Here is a 17,468-nt window from a genome sequence, read left to right as displayed (position 1 = left end):
CTTAGAGGTGTTCGCCGCGGCCGGGCCGTACCAGAGTGGAGAGCGACGGGGGAACCACCGATCTGGAGCGCGACCCCGGCCGTGGCCGCGGTTCTTGTCAGCGACCGCCCATGGCCGGCGCTTCGCCGATCGAGGGGGATGACGAAGCCCCCGCCGGACGGGACCCGGCGGGGGCTTCGTCAGTGGTTCAGCAGGCCGTTCAGGAGGCGTCCGTGGCCCGGTTGCGCAGCGCGCGCCGGACTCCGTCCTCGCCCTCCAGGATCAGGCGGCGCAGCGCCTGCGGCACCTCGTTGGCCGTCAGGAACGACTGCACGGCGTCCACGGTCTCCTGCTCGATCAGCAGCGACGGGAAGCAGCCCACCGCGAAGCCCTGCGCGACGTCGAAGCTCCACTCCTTGTAGATCCGCGCCACCTCGGCCAGGTACCGCTCGCGGAACGGCGCCAGCAGCTCGGGGTGGTGCGGGTCCTGGAAGCCGCCGATCGTGGCGCGGAAGATCGCGTTGGCCAGCTCGCCCCCGACGATCGCGGCCCACGCGGCGTCCTTGGCCTCGGCCGTCGGGATGGCCGCCCGGCACAGCGCCGCCGACCGCTCACCGGTCGCGGTCGCGTCACGCTCCAGCTCCGCGGCGATCTCCGCCTCGCCCAGCCGGCCGCCGGAGACCAGCGCGTGGATGAGCGTCCAGCGCAGGTCCGTGTCCACCTTCAGGCCCTCCGGTACGGCGGAGCCGTCCAGAATGCCCTGCAGCACGTCGAGGTCGGCACCGGCGGCTGCCACGCCCGCGAACGCCTGCACGAAGGCGAGCTGGTAGTCGGAACCCGGCTCGGCCCCGTCGATCAGCTCGCGCCCCATCCCGGCCAGCAGCGCCAGGCCCTCGGGCCGCCAGGCCGGGTCCGCGTACTGCTGGACGGCCAGGCGCGCCTGCCGCAGCACCGTCTGCAGGACGGTGAGGTCCTTGATCGTGCCGGCGCCGGAGACGACCAGCTTGACGTAGTCCCGCGTGGACAGCTCGCCGTCGCGGGTCATGTCCCAGGCGGCCGACCAGCACAGGGCACGCGGCAGCGAGTCGGCGAACCTGGTGATGCCGCCGTCGACCAGCGTGCGCAGCGAGCGCTCGTCCAGGCGGATCTTGGCGTAGGTCAGGTCGTCGTCGTTGATCAGCACCAGGTCGGGCTGCTCCTCGCCGACCAGGTCGGCCACGGCGGTGCGGGCGCCGACGACGTCCAGCTCGACCCGCTTGGTCCGGGTGAGCACGCCGTCCACCAGCGAGTACAGGCCGATCGCGACCCGGTGCGAGCGCAGCGTCGGGTAGTCGGCCGGAGCCTCCTGAAGCACCTCGAAGCTCTCGAACCGGCCGTCGGCCGAGACCGTGAAGGAAGGACGCAGCGTGTTGACCCACGCGGTCTCCAGCCACTCCTTCGACCACGACGACAGGTCGCGGCCCGAGGTGCGCTCCAGAGCGCTGAGCAGGTCCTTCAGCTCGGTGTTGCCCCAGGCGTGGTCGTTGAAGTAGTCGCGCACGCCGGCCAGGAAGTTGTCCAGGCCCACGTAGGCGACGAGCTGCTTGAGCACCGAGGCGCCCTTGGCGTAGGTGATGCCGTCGAAGTTGACCTCGACCGCCTGCATGTCCACGATGTCGGCGGCGATCGGGTGGGTGCTCGGCAGCTGGTCCTGGCGGTAGGCCCACGACTTCTCGACGTTGGCGAACGTGGTCCACGCGCCCTGGCCCCACCGGGTGGCCTCGGCCTGGCAGAGCACCGACATGTAGGTGGCGAACGACTCGTTCAGCCACAGGTCGTCCCACCAGCGCATGGTGACCAGGTCGCCGAACCACATGTGCGCCATCTCGTGCAGGATCGTCTCGGCGCGGCGCTCGACCACGGCGTCGGTCACGCGGGAGCGGAAGACGTAGTCCTCCAGGAAGGTCACGCAGCCCGCGTTCTCCATCGCGCCGGCGTTGAACTCCGGCACGAACAGCTGGTCGTACTTGCCGAACGGGTAGCGGACGCCGAAGACCTTGTGGAAGAAGTCGAAGCCCTGCCGGGTGACCTCGAGGATGTTGCCGGCGTCGAGGTGCTCGGCCAGCGAGGCCCGGCAGTAGATGCCGAGCGGGATGCCGTCGTGCTCGTCGGTCACCTTGTGGTACGGCCCGGCCACCAGCGCCGTGATGTAGGTGGACATCACCGGGGTGGCGGGGAAGGTCCACCTCTTGTCGGCGTGGTGGGCGCCGTGCCGGCCGCGGTCCTGCGGCAGGTCCTCGACGCGCTCGGCGGCGGCGTTGGAGACGACCTCCCAGTCGGAGGGGGCCAGCACGGTCAGCTGGAAGGTGGCCTTCAGATCGGGCTGATCGAAACAGGCGTACATCCGGTGCGCGTCGGCGGTCTCGAACTGGCTGTGCAGGTAGACCTTCTGGTCGACCGGGTCGACGAAACGGTGCAGGCCCTCGCCGGTGCGCGTGAAGGCGCAGTCGGCGTCGATGCGCAGCACGTTCTCCCCGGCCAGGTCCGCCAGCGGGAACCGCCCCGTGTCCGCGTCGTAGGCGGAGACGTCGAGGTCGGCGCCGTTCAGCGTGACCTGACGCACGCGCGCGTCGTGCAGGTCGATGAAGGTCGAGGCGCCTGGTTGCGCGGTGAAGCGGACGGTCGTCACGCTCTCGAAGCGCTCCTCGCCTTCGGTCAGGTCGAGTGCCACTTCATACGATTCGACCTTCAGCAGCCGGGCGCGCTCACGTGCTTCGTCCCGGGTAAGGTTCCCTGCCAACTTCCGCTCCTTCTACACCACTTCTTTGGGGATTGTCGGAATCTTCCCATGAGGGGAATAGCCCTTGCTCCACCCCAGGTTATGACCGTGCGTGACTGCCAAGACTCCTGTAGACCTTTGGTTCGATCCTTTCTGCCCTTATGCGTGGGTCACATCCAGGTGGCTCCTCGAGGTGGAGAAGGTCCGTCCCATCGAGATCCGCTGGCACATCATGAGCCTCACCGTGCTCAACGAGGACAAGGACGTGGACTCCGGCTACCGCGCCAGGATCGCCCGCTCCATCGAACTGGTCCGCATCCTCGCGGCCGCCGGGCAGAAGGACGGCGAGGCCGCCGTCGGCCGCCTCTACACCGAATTCGGCACCCGGCTGCACAACGAGGGGCGCAACCGGCAACCCGAGCTCCTGCGCGAGCTGGCCGAGGAGGCGCTGACCGCCGCCGGCCTCGACACGGCCCTGGCCGACGCCATGACCTCCACCGCCTACGACCAGGCCGTGCGCGCCTCCCATCACGAGGGCGTCAGCCTGGTCGGGGACGACGTCGGCACCCCGATCGTCCGGGTCGGCGGCCACGCCTTCTTCGGCCCGGTCATCACCGCCATCCCGCGTGGCGAGGAGGCCGGCCGCCTGTGGGACGGCGTGCTGCTCGTCACCGGATTCGAGGACTTCTTCGAACTCAAGCGCACGCGCACCAAACGGCCGTCCTTCGGGTAGGGCCGGACGGCTCGGCGCCCGTCCCGGCGTGCGCACCCGCGCACCACACCGCCGGGGCGGCGCCTCGCCTCGGATGTTTCCCCATCCTTCCAGCTCGGCCCCGGCTCGATCGAGGGATTTCCCGAGCGCGCGATGTGATCGCGGTGGAAAGGGCTCACCATGGGTTCCGCGGAGCCCTCGCATTGTGACGGCGCGCGCGCGAGGATGGGGGCTATGCGTCAGCTCTATATCGGCGGTGCCTGGACCGCTTCCGCGTCGGGCGAGACGATCGACGTCGTCAACCCCGCGACAGAAGAGACCATCGACCGGGTGCCCGCGGGCTCCCCCGACGACGTAGAGGCCGCCGTACGCGCCGCGCGCGCCGCCTTCCCCTCCTGGTCGGCCACCGCCGCTGGGGAGCGGGGCAAACTGCTGGCCGCCGCCGCCGAACTGCTGACCGCACGCGCCCCCGAGATCGCCCGCACCATCGCCACCGACATGGGCGCCCCGCTGGGCTTCTCCCTGAAGGTCCAGACGCTGATGCCCGCCGGAGTCCTGTCGCACTACGCCCAGCTGGCCGAGAGCTACCCGCGCGAGGAGCGCGTCGGCACCTCCCTGGTCGTCAAGGAATCCGTCGGCGTGGTCGCCGCGATCACCCCGTGGAACTACCCGCTCCACCAGATCATCTGCAAGACCGGCCCCGCGCTCGCCGCCGGCTGCACGGTCGTGCTGAAGCCCAGCGAAGTGGCCCCCCTGGCCGCCTACGCGCTGGCCGAGATCTTCCACGAGGTCGGCCTGCCCGCCGGAGTCTTCAACCTGGTCAGCGGCCGCGGCCCGGTCGTGGGCGAGGCCATGGCCACCCACCCCGAGGTCGACCTGGTCTCCTTCACCGGCTCCACCGCCGCCGGCCGCCGCGTGGCCTCGCTGGCCGCCGAGACCGTCAAGCGCGTGGCCCTCGAGCTCGGCGGCAAGTCGGCCAACGTCATCCTGCCCGACGCCGACCTCCCGACCGCGGTGAAGGCCGGCGTGGCCAACTGCTTCATCAACTCGGGCCAGACCTGCTCGGCGTGGTCCCGCATGCTCGTGCACCGCGACCAGTACGACGACGCCGTACGGCTGGCCGTGGAGGCCGCCCGCAAATACACCGTCGGCGACCCCTTCGACGAGGCCAGCCGGCTGGGCCCGCTCGTCTCGGCCACCCAGCGCGACCGCGTCGTCCACTACATCAACCGCGGCCAGGAGGAGGGCGCCCGCCTCGTCCTGGGCGGCACCGAGTCCCCCCACGAGCGCGGCTACTACGTCGAGCCCACCATCTTCGCCGCCGTGACCCCCGGGATGACCATCGAGCAGGAGGAGATCTTCGGCCCCGTCCTGTCGATCATCCCCTACCTGAGCGAGGACGAAGCCGTCCAGATCGCCGACGACACCAGGTACGGCCTGGCCGGCGCGGTGTGGGCGGGCACCGAGGAGCGCGCCGTGGCCGTCGCCCGCCGCCTGCGCACCGGTCAGGTCGCCATCAACGGCGGCTCCTTCAACCCCCAGGCGCCCTTCGGCGGCTACAAGCAGTCGGGCGTCGGCAGAGAGCTCGGTGAGTACGGCCTCGACGAGTTCCTGGAGGTCAAGTCCCTCCAGCTGTGACCGTCAGGCCTCCGGGAGAGGCGGCAGCTGGCCGATGGTCTCGTAGGCGTCGAGCTGGGCGATGCGGCGGCTGTGCCGTTCGGCCCCGCTGAACGCCGTGGACAGGAAGACCTCGACGAAGCGGGTCGCCTCGTCCTGCGGATGCATGCGGGCGCCCACGCTGACCACGTTGGCGTTGTTGTGCTCGCGGGCCAGCTGGGCGGTCTCCTCGCTCCAGGCCAGCGCGGCGCGGATGCCCTTGACCTTGTTGGCGGCGATCTGCTCGCCGTTGCCGGAGCCGCCGATGACGACGCCCAGGCTGCCCGGGTCCTCGGCGACGCCCTCGGCCGCGCGCAGGCAGAACGCCGGATAGTCGTCCTCCGCGTCGTAGACCGCTGGGCCGCAGTCGATGACCTCGTGGCCGTGGTCCTTCAGCCAGGACACCAGGTGGTTCTTCAGCTCATAGCCGGCATGGTCGGCACCGATGTAGACACGCACCGCCCCAGTCTTCCACAAGGGCCGCCGCGCACCGCCGAGGCTGTCCGGCGCTGGCTAAGGTAAGGGGCTAACAACTGCGGCAACCCTTACAGGAGCATCCATGCGTGAGATCCGCGTGATCGGCGACCCCGTCCTGCGCACGCCGGCCGAGCCCGTGAGCGACTTCGACAGGGAGCTGCGCAAGCTGATCGACGAGATGTTCCAGGCCATGTACGCGGTGGACGGCGTCGGGCTGGCGGGCCCGCAGATCGGCGTGTCACGGCGCCTGTTCGTCTACGACATCAGCCGGCGCAAGGGCCACGTCATCAACCCGGTGCTGACCGTGGACGATCCGGAGCCGGTCCTGGACGAGGAGGGCTGCCTGTCGGTGCCCGACCGCGCGACCGGAAAGCCGCAGTACGCCGCCACCGCCCGCGCGGCCGGCGTCACCGTCGAGGGAGTGGACCGGCTGGGCCGCCCGGTGAAGATCAAGGCCCGCGGGTCGCTGGCGCGCTGCTTCCAGCACGAGACCGACCACCTGGACGGCAAGCTCTACATCGACCATCTGGCCAAGCAGGACGCGCGCACGATCATGCTGCGCGCCTAGATTGATCACATGGCTGATCTCACCGGCAAGGGAGCACTGGTAACCGGCGGCTCGCGCGGCATCGGGCGGGCCATCGTCGAGCGGCTCACCGCCGACGGCGCCACCGTCGTCTTCTCCTACCGCGAGGACAGCGCGGCCGCGACCGGCGTGGCCGAGCGGACCGGCGCCCACCCCGTGCAGGCCGACCAGGCCGCGCGCGCCGACCTCGACCGCCTGTTCGCCGCGGCGGAGCACGTCCTGCCCGGCCTCGACATCCTCGTCAACAACGCAGCCGTGACCGGTCTCAAGCCCATCGCGGACGTCGACGAGGAGACCTACGACCACGTCTTCGCCGTGAACACCAAGGCCGTCTTCCTCGCCCTCCAATGGGCGGCCCGGGTGATGCGCGACGACGGCCGCATCGTCAACATCTCCACGCTGAACACCGCCGTGCCCGGCCAGACGCAGGCCCTGTACACCGCGACGAAGGCGGCGGTGGAGCAGTTCGCCAAAGTCGCCGCGCGTGAGCTGGGCGGGCGCGGCATCACGGCCAACTCGATCTCACCCGGCGCGACGGACACCGACATGCTCCGGGCGGCCAACCCGCCCGAGGCCCTTCAGCAGATGCCCGCGTTCACGGCCCTCCAGCGCCTCGGCCGGCCCGAGGACGTCGCCGCCGCGGTGGCCATGCTCTGCGGCCCCGACGGCGCCTGGATCACCGGGCAGAACATCCGCGCCACCGGCGGGTTGTTCCTCTGATCACTTCTGGGGTTGAGGCGGTCGCTTGGTGTCGCGGCGCGGGGTCTCGTCGCGGAGCGGCCGCCGGTCGGCGGCGTCCTGCTGCTCGGCGCTGGGCCGGGACACGTCCCTGGCGCGCATCGCCGTGATCGCCGTGATCTGCAGTGCCTGCAGTGCCATGTCTTCGACTGTACGTCAGAAGACCAGGCCCGCCCACGGCTTCGGGCTCCACGACAGGGCCGTGGCCAGGGCGCGGACGGCACCCGGTGTGTGCTCCTTCAGCAGCCCGGCGTCCAGGAGCGCGCCCAGCTCCCCGTCGCCCAGGTAGGCGGAACCCAGCGCGCTCACCGGCAGCGTGACGTCCGGGGCCGCCTCGACCGGCGTGCAGGAGGCGCTCCCGGCGCCGGCGGTCAGCCGCCAGCGGCGGGCATTCCACGGGCACACGTCGTCCTCGACCTCGATGACCGTGTCCACCGGGGCGGCGTAGGAGCGGGCCGGCAACGCCTTCTCCACGTCCACCACGCGGATCCACAACTCATCCGACCAGCCCGCGCGCAGTTGGCGGGGATTGGCCAGAAGCGCGGTGAGCGGGGCGTCCACGGGGACGCCGGCCGTGACCTTGGTGACCAGGTCGCGGTCGAGCACGCCGCGCCACAGCAGGGCGTACGCCGCCGGGTCCCTGGCCTCGATCTCGTGGACCCTGAGCTCGCCGTTGGGGATGCCGTCGTCGTCCCACCGGGACTTGATCCGGAACAACGCGTAGCCGCGCACGCCGGAGGCGTCCTCGGCCAGGAGGCCGCGCAGGGCGTTCCAGCCGTCGCGGTCCGGCTCCTCGTCGGCCAGCACGGCGTTCCAGAACTGCTCGTCCCTCACATAGCGGCCGGGGCGCTCGGTCACCACGCCGGCGAACACCTTCTCCAGGTCTTGGCGCGCCTGCGCCGGAGTCACCACGCGCAGCCGCAGCTCCGGGTCGTGCGGGGCGTTCTTGACGAAGCCCGAGGCCGACGTGGTGATGGTCACACCCAGCTCCGAGGCGGCCCTGCCGTACCCGTATCTGCCGTAGATGGCGGACTCGGAGGCGTACAGGGCGGCGACCGCCTCGCCGCGCTCGTGCACGTCGGTCAGCTGGCGGCGCATCAACGACGACAGGATGCCGCGGCGGCGGTGCGAGGGGAGCACGCTGACCGAGGTGACGCCCGCGACCGGGAGGGCGCCGCCGGGGACGGTCATGGTCATGCTGAAGATGGCGGTGACCCCGGCGATGGTGTCGCCGTCGAAGGCCGCGAGGGTGCGGTCGAACTCGGTGTGGGCCTTCCAGCGCTCGGTCTGCAAGGGGGCGGGGGTCCATCCGAAAGCCTCGGACAGAACTGCGGAGAAAGCGGGCCACTCGGCTTCAGAAATCGGACGGATCGGGTACGTCATCCGTCCACCGTAAGAGCGGGCAAAGGGGTTGGGCCACCCAATATCCGTGCTTAATGATCAAGGCATTGGTCAAGTGGGCTGCCCAAACGGGTATGAGACCGATACAGTCATCCGCATCATGAGTTCCCGTCCGGCGCCGCTGATCCCGCCACGGCTCCGCGCGTTCCTCGTGCGGGTGCCGTTCCTGGTGCCCATTGTCCGGTTTCTTCGGCGGGGACCGCTGGCCCGCGACCGCAATCTCACGATCACGCTCAGCGTGCTCAGTCTGGTCATCGGAGGTCTGGCCGCCCGGGTGTCGCTCGAGTGGTTCTCGCCGTCGCTGCTGATCCTCATCACGCTCGTGGGCGGGCTGCAACTGCGGCTGCGGAGCCTGGCCAAGCTGCTGGTGGCGGTGGCCGTGGCGCTCGGGTACATCGCGATCACGCTGGGCGTCGGCCGGGTCGGGCTCGGGCTCATGGTGACGATCGGGTTCACGACCGTGCTGGCCGTGCTCATGGCGCGCACCCGGGGCAAGCTCGGCGTGCAGGGGCTGCGCGGCGACGCCATGCTGCTGGAGCTGCGCGACCGGCTCAAGAGCCAGGGCGAGCTGCCCCCGCTGCCCAAGGACTGGGGCGGCAAGGTCGTGCTCAAGCAGGCGGGCGGCTCGTCGTTCGGCGGGGACTTCCTGGTCTCGATGCGCGACGGCGACAACCTGGAGATCGCGCTCGTCGACGTCTCGGGCAAGGGCGTGGACGCGGGCACGAGGGCGCTGCTGCTGTCGGGGACGTTCGGCGGGCTGCTCGGCTCCGTCGGCGACTTCCTGCCCGCCTGCAACGCCTACCTGCATCGCCAGCGTGGTGACGAGGGCTTCGTGACCGCCGTCCACGTGCGCATCAACCTCGCCACGGGCGCCTACACGATCACCTCCGCCGGCCACCCCCCGGTGGTCAAGCTGGACGCGGGCTCCGGCGGCTGGCAGGTGGCCACGGCCAAGGGCGTGGTGCTGGGCGTGGTGCCCGACCTCCACTGCGAGCCCGACAACGGCGTGCTGCGCAAGGGCGACGCGCTGCTGCTCTACACCGACGGGCTGATCGAGCAGCCGGGGCGCGACATCGACGCGGGCCTCGACCGGCTGCTGGGCGAGGCGGAGCGGCTGCTGCCCTCCGGCTTCCGCGACGGCGCCCGGGCGCTGGTCAACTCCATGGCGTCGGGGCACAACGACGACTGCGCGCTGGTGCTCATCTGGCGCCCGTGACGTTTCTCACGGGTCACCCCGTGTATTCACTCATGCGCACGAGGTGATCGCGGTCACTGGCAGGGCGGGTACGGCCCTGCGATTCTCATAGTGCTAACCCCATGAATTCCCCTGCGCTCGGGACACGAGCGAAGAGAGGCGAAATATCGTGGATAAGCGGTATGAGGTCTACTGTCTTGTTGACCGGACATTTTATGACTCGCCGCTTCAAGGGATGGGGGCGGCGGACTACCCGCGGCCCGAGGCCCCAGGCTGGACGGTCTTCGAGCAGGACGACTGGGTGGTATATCGGCCCGACGGGTGTGTCCTCCCCGATCAGGGATGGAAGGTGCACGCCTCGGCCTGCCTCGCCAATGCCGCCGAAATCCTGGAAATCCTGACGGGCTACTGTATTTCGCGAAAAATCCCGTTCAAGTTTCTGCGCGGCCGGGACCTTCTCCACCTGCGCAACGCCAAATACGCCGACCGCGGCGCCAGCGGCAAACTCGCCGCCCTCTACCCGGCCGACGAAACCCAGCTCCAGGCCATCCTCGCCGAACTCGGCGGCCTGCTGGCCGGCCGGGCCGGGCCGTACATCCTCAGCGACCTGCGCATCGGCGGCGGCCCGCTGTACGTCCGCTACGGCGGCATCACCGAACGCTACTGCGTCACCGAGCACGGCAGGGTCGAGCCCGCCATCGCCGACCTCGAGGGCAACCTGGTGCCCGACCGGCGCGGCCCGGTCTTCTCCACGCCGCCCTGGATCCGGCTGCCGCCCTTCCTCGAACCCCACCTCGCCGCCCGGGCCGCCGCCTCCCTGGACGGCCTGCCGTACCGGATCGACAAGGTCCTGCGCTTCTCCAACGGCGGCGGCGTCTACCTCGGCACCGACCGGCGGTCCGGGCACCGGGTGGTGCTCAAGGAGGCCAGGGCGCACGCCGGGCTCGACGCCGGCGGCGACGACGCGGTCACCCGGCTGCGGCGCGAGCGCGAGGTGCTGCGGCGGCTGGACGGGCTGGCGGTGGCGCCGCGGCTGCTGGACGAGTTCACCGTGGACGAGCACAGCTTCCTCGTCATGGAGCACATCGACGGCGACCTGCTCACCCGGGCCTTCGCCGAGCGCTATCCCCTGGGCGGGCAGGGGCGCGGGGACCGCGACGAGTACGCCGCCTGGGCGCTGCGGGTGTGCGCGGCGGTCGAGGCGGCGGTGGCGGCCGTCCACGAGCGCGGGCTGGTCTTCCGCGACGTGCACCCGGGCAACGTGATCGTCCGGCCCGACGGCCGGGTCGCGCTCATCGACCACGAGCTGGCCCGGCCCGCCGACGAGGCCGGCCGTACCGGGACGGCCGCCCCCGAGGGCCTGACCGGCGTGGACGTCGACCGCTACGGCCTGGCCTGCCTGCGGCTGGCCATGTTCCTGCCGATCACCGAGCTGTGCCAGATCGACCGGGTCAAGGCGGTGGAACTGGCCGAGGTGATCAGGGACCATTTCACGCTGCCCGCGGACTTCCTGGACGAGGCGGTGCTGACGATCACCGGCGACCGCCGGGCCAGACGGGTCCCCGGCGCGCACATCCCCGCGTGGAACTCCGTGACGCTCGCCGACCCGGAACGCTGGCAGCGGCTGCGCCGCTCGATGACGATGGGCATCCTCGCCTCGGCCACGCCCGAGCGCGACGACCGGCTCTTCCCCGGCGACGTGGAGCAATTCATCACGGGCGGTCTCAACCTCGCCCACGGCGCCGCCGGCGTGCTCTACGCGCTCGACGTCACCGGCGCCGGACGCTTCCCCGAGCACGAGGAATGGCTGCTCACCCGCGCCATGAAGCCGCGCGAGGGCAGCCGGCTCGGCTTCTACGACGGCCTGCACGGCCTGGCCCACACCCTCGCCCACTTCGGCCGGCCCGCCGAGGCCCTGGACCTCGCCGAGCGCATCTCCAGGGAACGCTGGCAGAGCCTCGGCCTCGACCTGCACGGCGGGCTGTCCGGCATCGGCCTCAACCTGATGTACCTGGCCGAGACGACCGGCCAGCGCGACCTGCACACCCAGGCGCTCAAGGTCATCGACCTGGTCGCCAGCAGGCTCGGCGAGCACCCGCCGTCGCCCGGCCTGATGTACGGCGCGGCCGGGGCGGCCCTGCTCTTCCTGCGCGGCTACGACCGGACCGGCGAGACGTCCCTCCTCCACCTGGCCGAGCGAGCGCTCAGGAACGACCTCGCCCGCTACCACATCCCGCACGACGTGGGCCGCGACCCCGGGTTCGCGCTGGACAAGGGGAGCGTCGGGCTGGCCTGGGTGCTGGCCGAGTACCTCGCCCGGCGGCCCGGCGACGCGCTGACCGCCTCCTGGCAGGCGCTCGACCTGGCCGCGCGCTCGCCCTTCTCCATCCAGTCCGGCCTGTTCACCGGTCGGGCCGGCATCCTGGCATACCTGTGCAGGAACCGCTGGAGCGAGGAGGACCCGGCGGCCGAGAGCCACCTGCGCGCCCTCGGCTGGCACGCGCTCCGCTACCAGGCCCACCTCGCCTTCCCCGGCGAGCGCCTGCTGCGCCTTTCCATGGACCTCGCCACGGGCACCGCTGGGGTGCTGCTGGCGGTGGGGGCCGCCCTGCACGAGGAGGCGATCTCGCTGCCCTTCCTGGGACCGGCCCGGCTTCACTCACCACGACCGATGGAGGTGCAGGGATGACACTTCTCGATCTGCAGGCGATGGAGAGCGACCCACCGGACGGCTCCTGCTGGCAGAGCCGCTGCGGGTGCTGGATGAGCCTGGCGCGCGACTAGGCGGCGCCCCATGAACCCGGGCCCCGGGGGAGCGGCGCGGTTCCGCCGGGGTCCGGCCACGCCCCGATCACCGCTGGGAGGGTGATCGGGAACCAGGTGGCCCCGTGGCGAGTCCACGGGCTGCGCCCGGGAAGGTGGGATGGCCCACGTGGGGGAGGCCGTGGCCGGACCGGGACGCGGGCACCAGCCGGCGGAGCACAACCGCCACGCTCAAGCACCGGCTGGTGCGCCACCACCCCGCCCCTGCTGCAGGATCACAGCCCCCTTCTCCACCCCTGGTTGCCCTGCATCCTGCTGACGAGTCACAGCCACCTTCTCCACCCCCCGGCTACCCCGCCTCCTGCTGACGAGTTACAGCCATCCGGAGTCGTTGGCGATGCGGACCGCGTCGATGCGGTTGCGGGCGCCGGTCTTGCACATGATGCGCGACAGATGGTTGCGGACCGTGCCCACCGACAGGAACAACTGGTCGGCGATCTCCGTGGACCGCGCGCCCTCGGCGGCGATGCGCAGCACGTCGAGCTCCCGCCGGGTCAGCGGGTTGGCCGCCGACTCCAGGGCGGCCACGACCAGCTCGGAGTCGACCGTGCGCCGTCCGGCCGCGATCGCCCTGACCCCGTCGGCGAGTTGCTCGGGTGCCACGTCCAGGCTCATGAACCCCAGCGCGTGGGCGGCGAAGGCCCCGCGCACCTGCCCGGGGTTGGGCTGGGCGGACAGGATGAGCACGCGGCAGTCCGGGACCTCTTCCCGCAGCCGGAGGGTCGCGGCCAGGCCGCCGCCGGGCAGATCCAGGTCGATGACGGCCGCCGCGGGGGAGCGGGCCAGCGCCGCGGGCACCACGTCCGCGCCGTTGCCGACCTCGGCGACGACCGTCAGCCCGGCCTCGGCGTCCAGCGAGGACACCAGGCCGCGCCGGACGAGCGGCAGGTGCTCGGCAACGAGGATCCGGATCAACGTGCTCCCTCCGTCATCTCCCAGAGTGATCGTGTGACTGCGCACTGTCAACGAAGTCTGTCGATTCCGCAAAGCGTGCGCAAGCCGTTCAGGTGTGGAGAGTTCGACTACTCTGAAGCTGTCAAGCCTTTCCATGACCCTGGAGCGCGCGCAGATGGACTGGATCTACATCGTCGGGATCGTGCTGTTCGTGCTCGGCCTGGCGGCGTCCATCGGCCTGCACGAGATCGGTCACCTCGTGCCCGCGAAGATCTTCGGGGTGCGGGTCACCCAGTACATGGTGGGCTTCGGGCCGACGATCTGGTCCAAGCGGAAGGGCGAGACCGAATACGGCGTGAAATGGATCCCCTTCGGCGGATATATCCGGATGATTGGGATGCTCCCGCCGCGGCCCGGTGACGAACCGGGCCGGCTCCGGCGGGTCTCGACCGGCCCGTTCCAGGGGCTCATCGACTCCGCGCGCGAGGTCGCGCAGGAAGAGGTGGGACCCGGTGACGAGGACCGCGTCTTCTACCGCAAGAAGTGGTGGCAGAAGGTCATCATCATGTCCGGCGGCCCGCTGATGAACTTCGTGCTGGCCTTCGTCCTGTTCGCCATCGTGCTGATGACGTGGGGCCTGCCGGCGCTGCAGCCGATCGTCTCCCCGCAGACCAACACCTGCGTGATCCCCGTCAGCGAGAAGCGCACCGAGTGCAAGCCCACCGACCAGCGCACCCCGGCCGCGCAGGCGGGCATGAAGGCCGGCGACCGGATCGTCGCGTTCGACGGCGCCAAGTTCGCCTCGTGGAACGAGGCGACCCAGATGATCCGCTCCCACGGCGCCGGGCCGGTGAAGGTCGACATCATCAGGGACGGCCGGCCGATGACGCTGACCGTCACGCTGATCGCCCAGGACCGCCCGAACCTGGCCGACCCCAAGAAGATCGACAAGGCCGTCGGCTTCCTCGGCGTCCTGCCCACCGAGGGGTACGAGAAGCAGAGCCTGGGCGCGGTGGCCGGGCACATGGTCGGCCTGACCGGCAACGTGGTCAGGTCCATGGTCAACCTGCCGGAGAAGATGGTCGGCGTCTGGCACGCCGCCTTCTCCGGCGAGGAGCGCGACCGTCAGGGCCCGGTCGGCGTGGTCGGCGCCGGCCGGCTGGGCGGCGAGATCCTGGCCTCCCAGCAGCTGAGCACCCAGGAGAAGCTCTACACGTTCGTGAACCTGCTGGCCGGCTTCAACCTGGCGATCGGCGTCTTCAACCTGCTCCCGCTGCTCCCGCTGGACGGCGGGCACATCGCCGGCGGCCTCTGGGAGGGCCTCAAGCGCGCCTACGCCCGCGTGTTCCGCCGCCCGGAGCCGCGCCACGTGGACATCGCCAAGGTGCTGCCCCTGACGTACGTGCTGGCCATGGTGATGATCGTCATGGCCGGCCTGCTCGCCTACGCCGACCTGGTCAACCCGATCCGCCTGTCCGGCTGAGCGCTCACTCGCCCGTGGCCCCGTCGATCCGCTCGCGCAGCAGGTCGGCGTGGCCGTTGTGGCGGGCGTACTCCTCGATCATGTGGAAGTAGATCCACCGCAGCGACATCTCCTCACCGGTGCGCTTCTTGGACACGACCGCGTCGAGGGGCACGTCCGCGGCCGCCGCCCGGGCCGCCGCCACCTCCGCCTCCCAGGCCGCGAAGGCGCGCTCCCTGGTGTCCTCGCCGGCCCGGTCGAAGTCGGCGTCCGGCTCCTCCGGCGTGACGTGGACGAACGGCAGCTCCGGCTGCTCGCCCAGCGTGCGCAGGAACCAGCCGCGCTCCACTTCGGCCATGTGCCTGATCAGCCCGAGCAGTGACAACGACGACGGCGGGACCGCCCGCAGCCTGAGCTGCTCGTCCGTCAAACCCTCGCACTTCCAGGCCAGTGTCTGCCGCTGGTAGTCGAGGAAGCCCTCGAGGGTCGCCCGCTCGTCCCCGGTCTGGGGTGGTTCGATACGCATAGTGTTCCACTATGGAGCAGCTGGAGCGGTTGCGGGAAATCTGCCTGGACCTCCCCGAGGCCGTCGAACGCCTCAGCCACGGCGAGCCCGCCTGGTTCGTCCGGGGCAAGAAGACGTTCGTGATGTTCGCCGACCACCACCACGACGACCGGCTCGGCTTCTGGTGCGCCGCGCCGCCGGGCGTCCAGCAAGAGCTCGTGGCCGAGGATCCCGGCCGCTTCTTCCGCCCGCCGTACGTGGGACATCGGGGTTGGCTCGGGGTCTACCTGGACGTGGAGGTGGACTGGGCCGAGGTGGCCGAGATCGTCACCGACGCCTACCGGGTCGTGGCGCCGAAGTCGCTGGTCCAGCGGCTCGGCGAGCCCTGACGGACGAGCCCTGCGTAGGCAGAAGGATGTAGCCCGGGTTGGCCCGCGCGTAGGATTCGGCAGCCCTCGCGGACCGGCACGATGAACATCATGTCGATTGCACTGCTTCTCACGCTCATCGGGCTGGCCCTGGCCGACAGCACGAGTTTCGGCACGCTGGGCGTCCCGGTGGTCATGATGCTGGCTTCCGACCGCAAGCAGACCGGTCGCCTGATGATCTATCTGGCCACCATCACGGTGTTCTACTTCCTCGTGGGCGTGGCCCTCATGCTGGGTCTCTCCGCGGTCATGGAGAACTTCGGGGACGCACTGCAGAGCCGTACCTTCCTCTGGGCGCAACTGGCCGTCGGCGTCGGCCTGTTCCTGCTGAGCTGGCGCTTCGACTCCAAGAAGCAGAAGAAGCAGTGGGAGCCCAAGCTGGGCGGCCCCGGCACGATGGTGGGGCTGGCCTTGACGATGGGCCTGGTCGAGGTGGCCACGATGGTGCCCTACCTGGCGGCGATCGGCCTCATGACCTCCGCGGGCCTGACCCCGCTCCAGTGGGGTCCCGTGCTGGCCGGGTACGTGCTGGTGATGGTGGTGCCCCCGCTGGCCCTCATGGCGGGCCGCGGGCTGGCCGGGCAGTGGCTGGAGCCCAAGCTGGCCAAGCTGCGCGACTGGCTGCTGCGCAACGCCGCCTCGATGGTCGGCTGGACCCTGGCCATCGTGGGGTTCTTCATCGCCCGTGACGCCGCTGCCCGGTTGTTCGGCTGGCTCACCTAGTACATCGAGATGTGCGGGTGGTCGAAGTGGTTCTCGGTGATGCTGCCGCGGTTGCTCATGGCGCGCCAGCCGTTGCCCATGTTGATGCGCTGCTTCCAGATCACGTACTTCACGCCGAAGCGGTCCTTGTTCTTGATGGCCCAGGCCGCGATCTGGTCGCCGAGGGCCTGGTTGGCGGCGGTGGGCATGGTGCCGCCGGTGCTCATCATGAAGTCGCAGGCCCGGCCGAGCGGGTGCTCGCCGCCGCCGCCCGAGCGGTAGCAGCCGACCTCGAAGGGCAGGTTGAAGTTCTGCTTGATCTCGTCGCGGATGATGCGCATGCGTGAGGTGATGTTGTCCGAGCCCGAGGGCAGCTCGGGGGACCAGGAGCCGTCGGAGCGCTTGCCGGTGCCGGTCGGCATGAGCTCCTGCAGCTTGTCCTGGATGTCCTTGATGACGTCCTCGGCCTCGTCGCGCTCCTTGGCCACGTCGGCGGCCTGGCCGGCGATCTGGTCGGTGAGCGCGGCGGCCTCGTCGGCCGCCTTCTTCTTGGCGTCGCGGGCGGTGGCGACGCCGCCGATGACCGCCTGCTCCTCGTCGGTGAGCTGTTCGAGTACGGCGGCGCCGGCCGCGTTGGGAGTCAGGAACAGGCCGGGCAGCGAGGAGTCGACGCCCTGGTAGCGCAGCTGGGCGATCTCGGCCACCCGCCGCTCGGCGTCGACGACGGCCTGCTCGGCGGCGGCCAGGCGCTCCTTGGCGCTCTTCTCCGCCTCTTTCGCCTTGGCCAGGGCCACGCGCTTGCCGTTGTAGCTCTCGATGAGCTTGTCGACCTTCTGGTTGAGCGTCTTGAGCTCCGCCCGCAGCTGTTTCTCGGTCGGCTTGGGCGCGGCGGACGCGCTGGCCGGGGTGAGCGCCACAGCCGCGGCGGTGATGAGTCCGATGGCCAGAGTCGCGGGGGACGCAACCGCCACGTGGAAATTCCTCTCCATCTGCCGGCCGGGTTAGCTGACGGGTTCGGGCTGGGAGATGCCCTACCACCGAAGTGGATTCACCCCAGGTGAGGGTGGGTCCCCGGCTCCCGGGCAACGCGCCCGGGATTAGGCGGCAACGGCTGTGACAACCGGTGCGTGAGGGATATTAGTAGTAAATCTC

16 protein-coding genes and 1 riboswitch are annotated in these 17,468 nt (G+C 70.6%); of the genes, 9 read left to right on the top strand and 7 right to left on the bottom strand.

Annotated features, from left to right (window positions below; all coding sequences use genetic code 11):
• Positions 1-199 precede the first annotated feature (199 nt).
• Positions 200-2,758 carry an aminopeptidase N gene (gene pepN / locus FVE25_RS39350; protein WP_157252593.1) on the bottom strand — a complete coding sequence of 853 codons (2,559 nt, stop codon included), beginning with the start codon at positions 2,756-2,758 and terminating at the stop codon, positions 200-202.
• Between the two features lie 91 nt (positions 2,759-2,849).
• On the opposite strand from pepN, the gene FVE25_RS39345 reads away from it, so the two are divergent.
• Positions 2,850-3,470 (top strand): mycothiol-dependent nitroreductase Rv2466c family protein, encoded by a 621-nt coding sequence (locus FVE25_RS39345; protein WP_157252592.1) that lies wholly within the window; start codon positions 2,850-2,852, stop codon positions 3,468-3,470.
• 213 nt (positions 3,471-3,683) lie between these two features.
• Entirely contained in the window at positions 3,684-5,087 is a 1,404-nt protein-coding gene (locus FVE25_RS39340; protein ID WP_157252591.1) for an aldehyde dehydrogenase family protein, read from the top strand.
• A 3-nt stretch (positions 5,088-5,090) separates the two neighbouring features.
• On the opposite strand, the gene FVE25_RS39335 is transcribed toward FVE25_RS39340, so the two are convergent.
• Positions 5,091-5,564 carry a ribose-5-phosphate isomerase gene (locus tag FVE25_RS39335; protein WP_157252590.1) on the bottom strand — a complete coding sequence of 158 codons (474 nt, stop codon included), beginning with the start codon at positions 5,562-5,564 and terminating at the stop codon, positions 5,091-5,093.
• A 100-nt stretch (positions 5,565-5,664) separates the two neighbouring features.
• On the opposite strand from FVE25_RS39335, the gene def reads away from it, so the two are divergent.
• Together def and FVE25_RS39325 are read left to right on the top strand one after the other, a co-directional pair.
• Complete coding sequence (gene def / locus FVE25_RS39330) at positions 5,665-6,150, top strand: peptide deformylase (protein WP_157252589.1); 486 nt, start codon at positions 5,665-5,667, stop codon at positions 6,148-6,150.
• Positions 6,151-6,159: 9 nt separating this feature from the next.
• Positions 6,160-6,888 (top strand): SDR family oxidoreductase, encoded by a 729-nt coding sequence (locus FVE25_RS39325; protein WP_157252588.1) that lies wholly within the window; start codon positions 6,160-6,162, stop codon positions 6,886-6,888.
• Here the strand turns inward: FVE25_RS39325 and FVE25_RS39320 are convergent, their stop codons facing one another.
• Together FVE25_RS39320 and FVE25_RS39315 are read right to left on the bottom strand one after the other, a co-directional pair.
• Positions 6,889-7,047, bottom strand: a complete 159-nt coding sequence (locus FVE25_RS39320) for a hypothetical protein (protein ID WP_157252587.1) — start codon at positions 7,045-7,047, stop codon at positions 6,889-6,891.
• 15 nt (positions 7,048-7,062) lie between these two features.
• Complete coding sequence (locus tag FVE25_RS39315) at positions 7,063-8,289, bottom strand: GNAT family N-acetyltransferase (RefSeq protein WP_157252586.1); 1,227 nt, start codon at positions 8,287-8,289, stop codon at positions 7,063-7,065.
• A 118-nt stretch (positions 8,290-8,407) separates the two neighbouring features.
• On the opposite strand from FVE25_RS39315, the gene FVE25_RS39310 reads away from it, so the two are divergent.
• On the top strand, positions 8,408-9,523 hold the full coding sequence (locus FVE25_RS39310) for a PP2C family protein-serine/threonine phosphatase (RefSeq protein ID WP_157252585.1): 1,116 nt from the start codon (positions 8,408-8,410) through the stop codon (positions 9,521-9,523).
• A 148-nt stretch (positions 9,524-9,671) separates the two neighbouring features.
• A complete protein-coding gene (gene lanKC, locus FVE25_RS39305; protein WP_157252584.1) occupies positions 9,672-12,191 on the top strand; it encodes a class III lanthionine synthetase LanKC in 2,520 nt (839 codons plus the stop codon).
• A gap of 446 nt (positions 12,192-12,637) precedes the next feature.
• On the opposite strand, the gene FVE25_RS39300 is transcribed toward lanKC, so the two are convergent.
• Entirely contained in the window at positions 12,638-13,240 is a 603-nt protein-coding gene (locus tag FVE25_RS39300) for a response regulator transcription factor (RefSeq protein ID WP_157252583.1), read from the bottom strand.
• Positions 13,241-13,373: 133 nt separating this feature from the next.
• Between FVE25_RS39300 and FVE25_RS39295 the strand changes: the two genes are divergently transcribed.
• Positions 13,374-14,702 carry a M50 family metallopeptidase gene (locus FVE25_RS39295; RefSeq protein ID WP_246268136.1) on the top strand — a complete coding sequence of 443 codons (1,329 nt, stop codon included), beginning with the start codon at positions 13,374-13,376 and terminating at the stop codon, positions 14,700-14,702.
• Positions 14,703-14,706: 4 nt separating this feature from the next.
• Here FVE25_RS39295 and FVE25_RS39290 read toward each other — a convergent pair whose 3' ends face one another.
• Complete coding sequence (locus FVE25_RS39290; protein WP_157252582.1) at positions 14,707-15,207, bottom strand: DinB family protein; 501 nt, start codon at positions 15,205-15,207, stop codon at positions 14,707-14,709.
• 11 nt (positions 15,208-15,218) lie between these two features.
• Here FVE25_RS39290 and FVE25_RS39285 point away from each other — a divergent pair, with 11 nt between their 5' ends.
• Together FVE25_RS39285 and FVE25_RS39280 are read left to right on the top strand one after the other, a co-directional pair.
• Positions 15,219-15,575: an MmcQ/YjbR family DNA-binding protein gene (locus tag FVE25_RS39285; RefSeq protein ID WP_157252581.1), complete on the top strand. Its 357-nt coding sequence runs from the start codon at positions 15,219-15,221 to the stop codon at positions 15,573-15,575.
• Between the two features lie 90 nt (positions 15,576-15,665).
• Complete coding sequence (locus FVE25_RS39280; protein ID WP_157252580.1) at positions 15,666-16,337, top strand: GAP family protein; 672 nt, start codon at positions 15,666-15,668, stop codon at positions 16,335-16,337.
• Here the strand turns inward: FVE25_RS39280 and FVE25_RS39275 are convergent.
• Positions 16,334-17,287: a coiled-coil domain-containing protein gene (locus tag FVE25_RS39275; RefSeq protein WP_157252579.1), complete on the bottom strand. Its 954-nt coding sequence runs from the start codon at positions 17,285-17,287 to the stop codon at positions 16,334-16,336. The two genes, FVE25_RS39280 and FVE25_RS39275, sit on opposite strands and share 4 nt — an antisense overlap.
• Before the next feature lie 5 nt (positions 17,288-17,292).
• A riboswitch (cyclic di-AMP (ydaO/yuaA leader) is annotated at positions 17,293-17,430 on the bottom strand.
• Positions 17,431-17,468 lie beyond the last annotated feature (38 nt).

This window comes from Nonomuraea typhae, from assembly GCF_009760925.1.
In the GTDB taxonomy this organism is placed as follows: domain Bacteria; phylum Actinomycetota; class Actinomycetes; order Streptosporangiales; family Streptosporangiaceae; genus Nonomuraea; species Nonomuraea typhae.
This window is presented reverse-complemented; position numbering and strand designations above follow the sequence as displayed.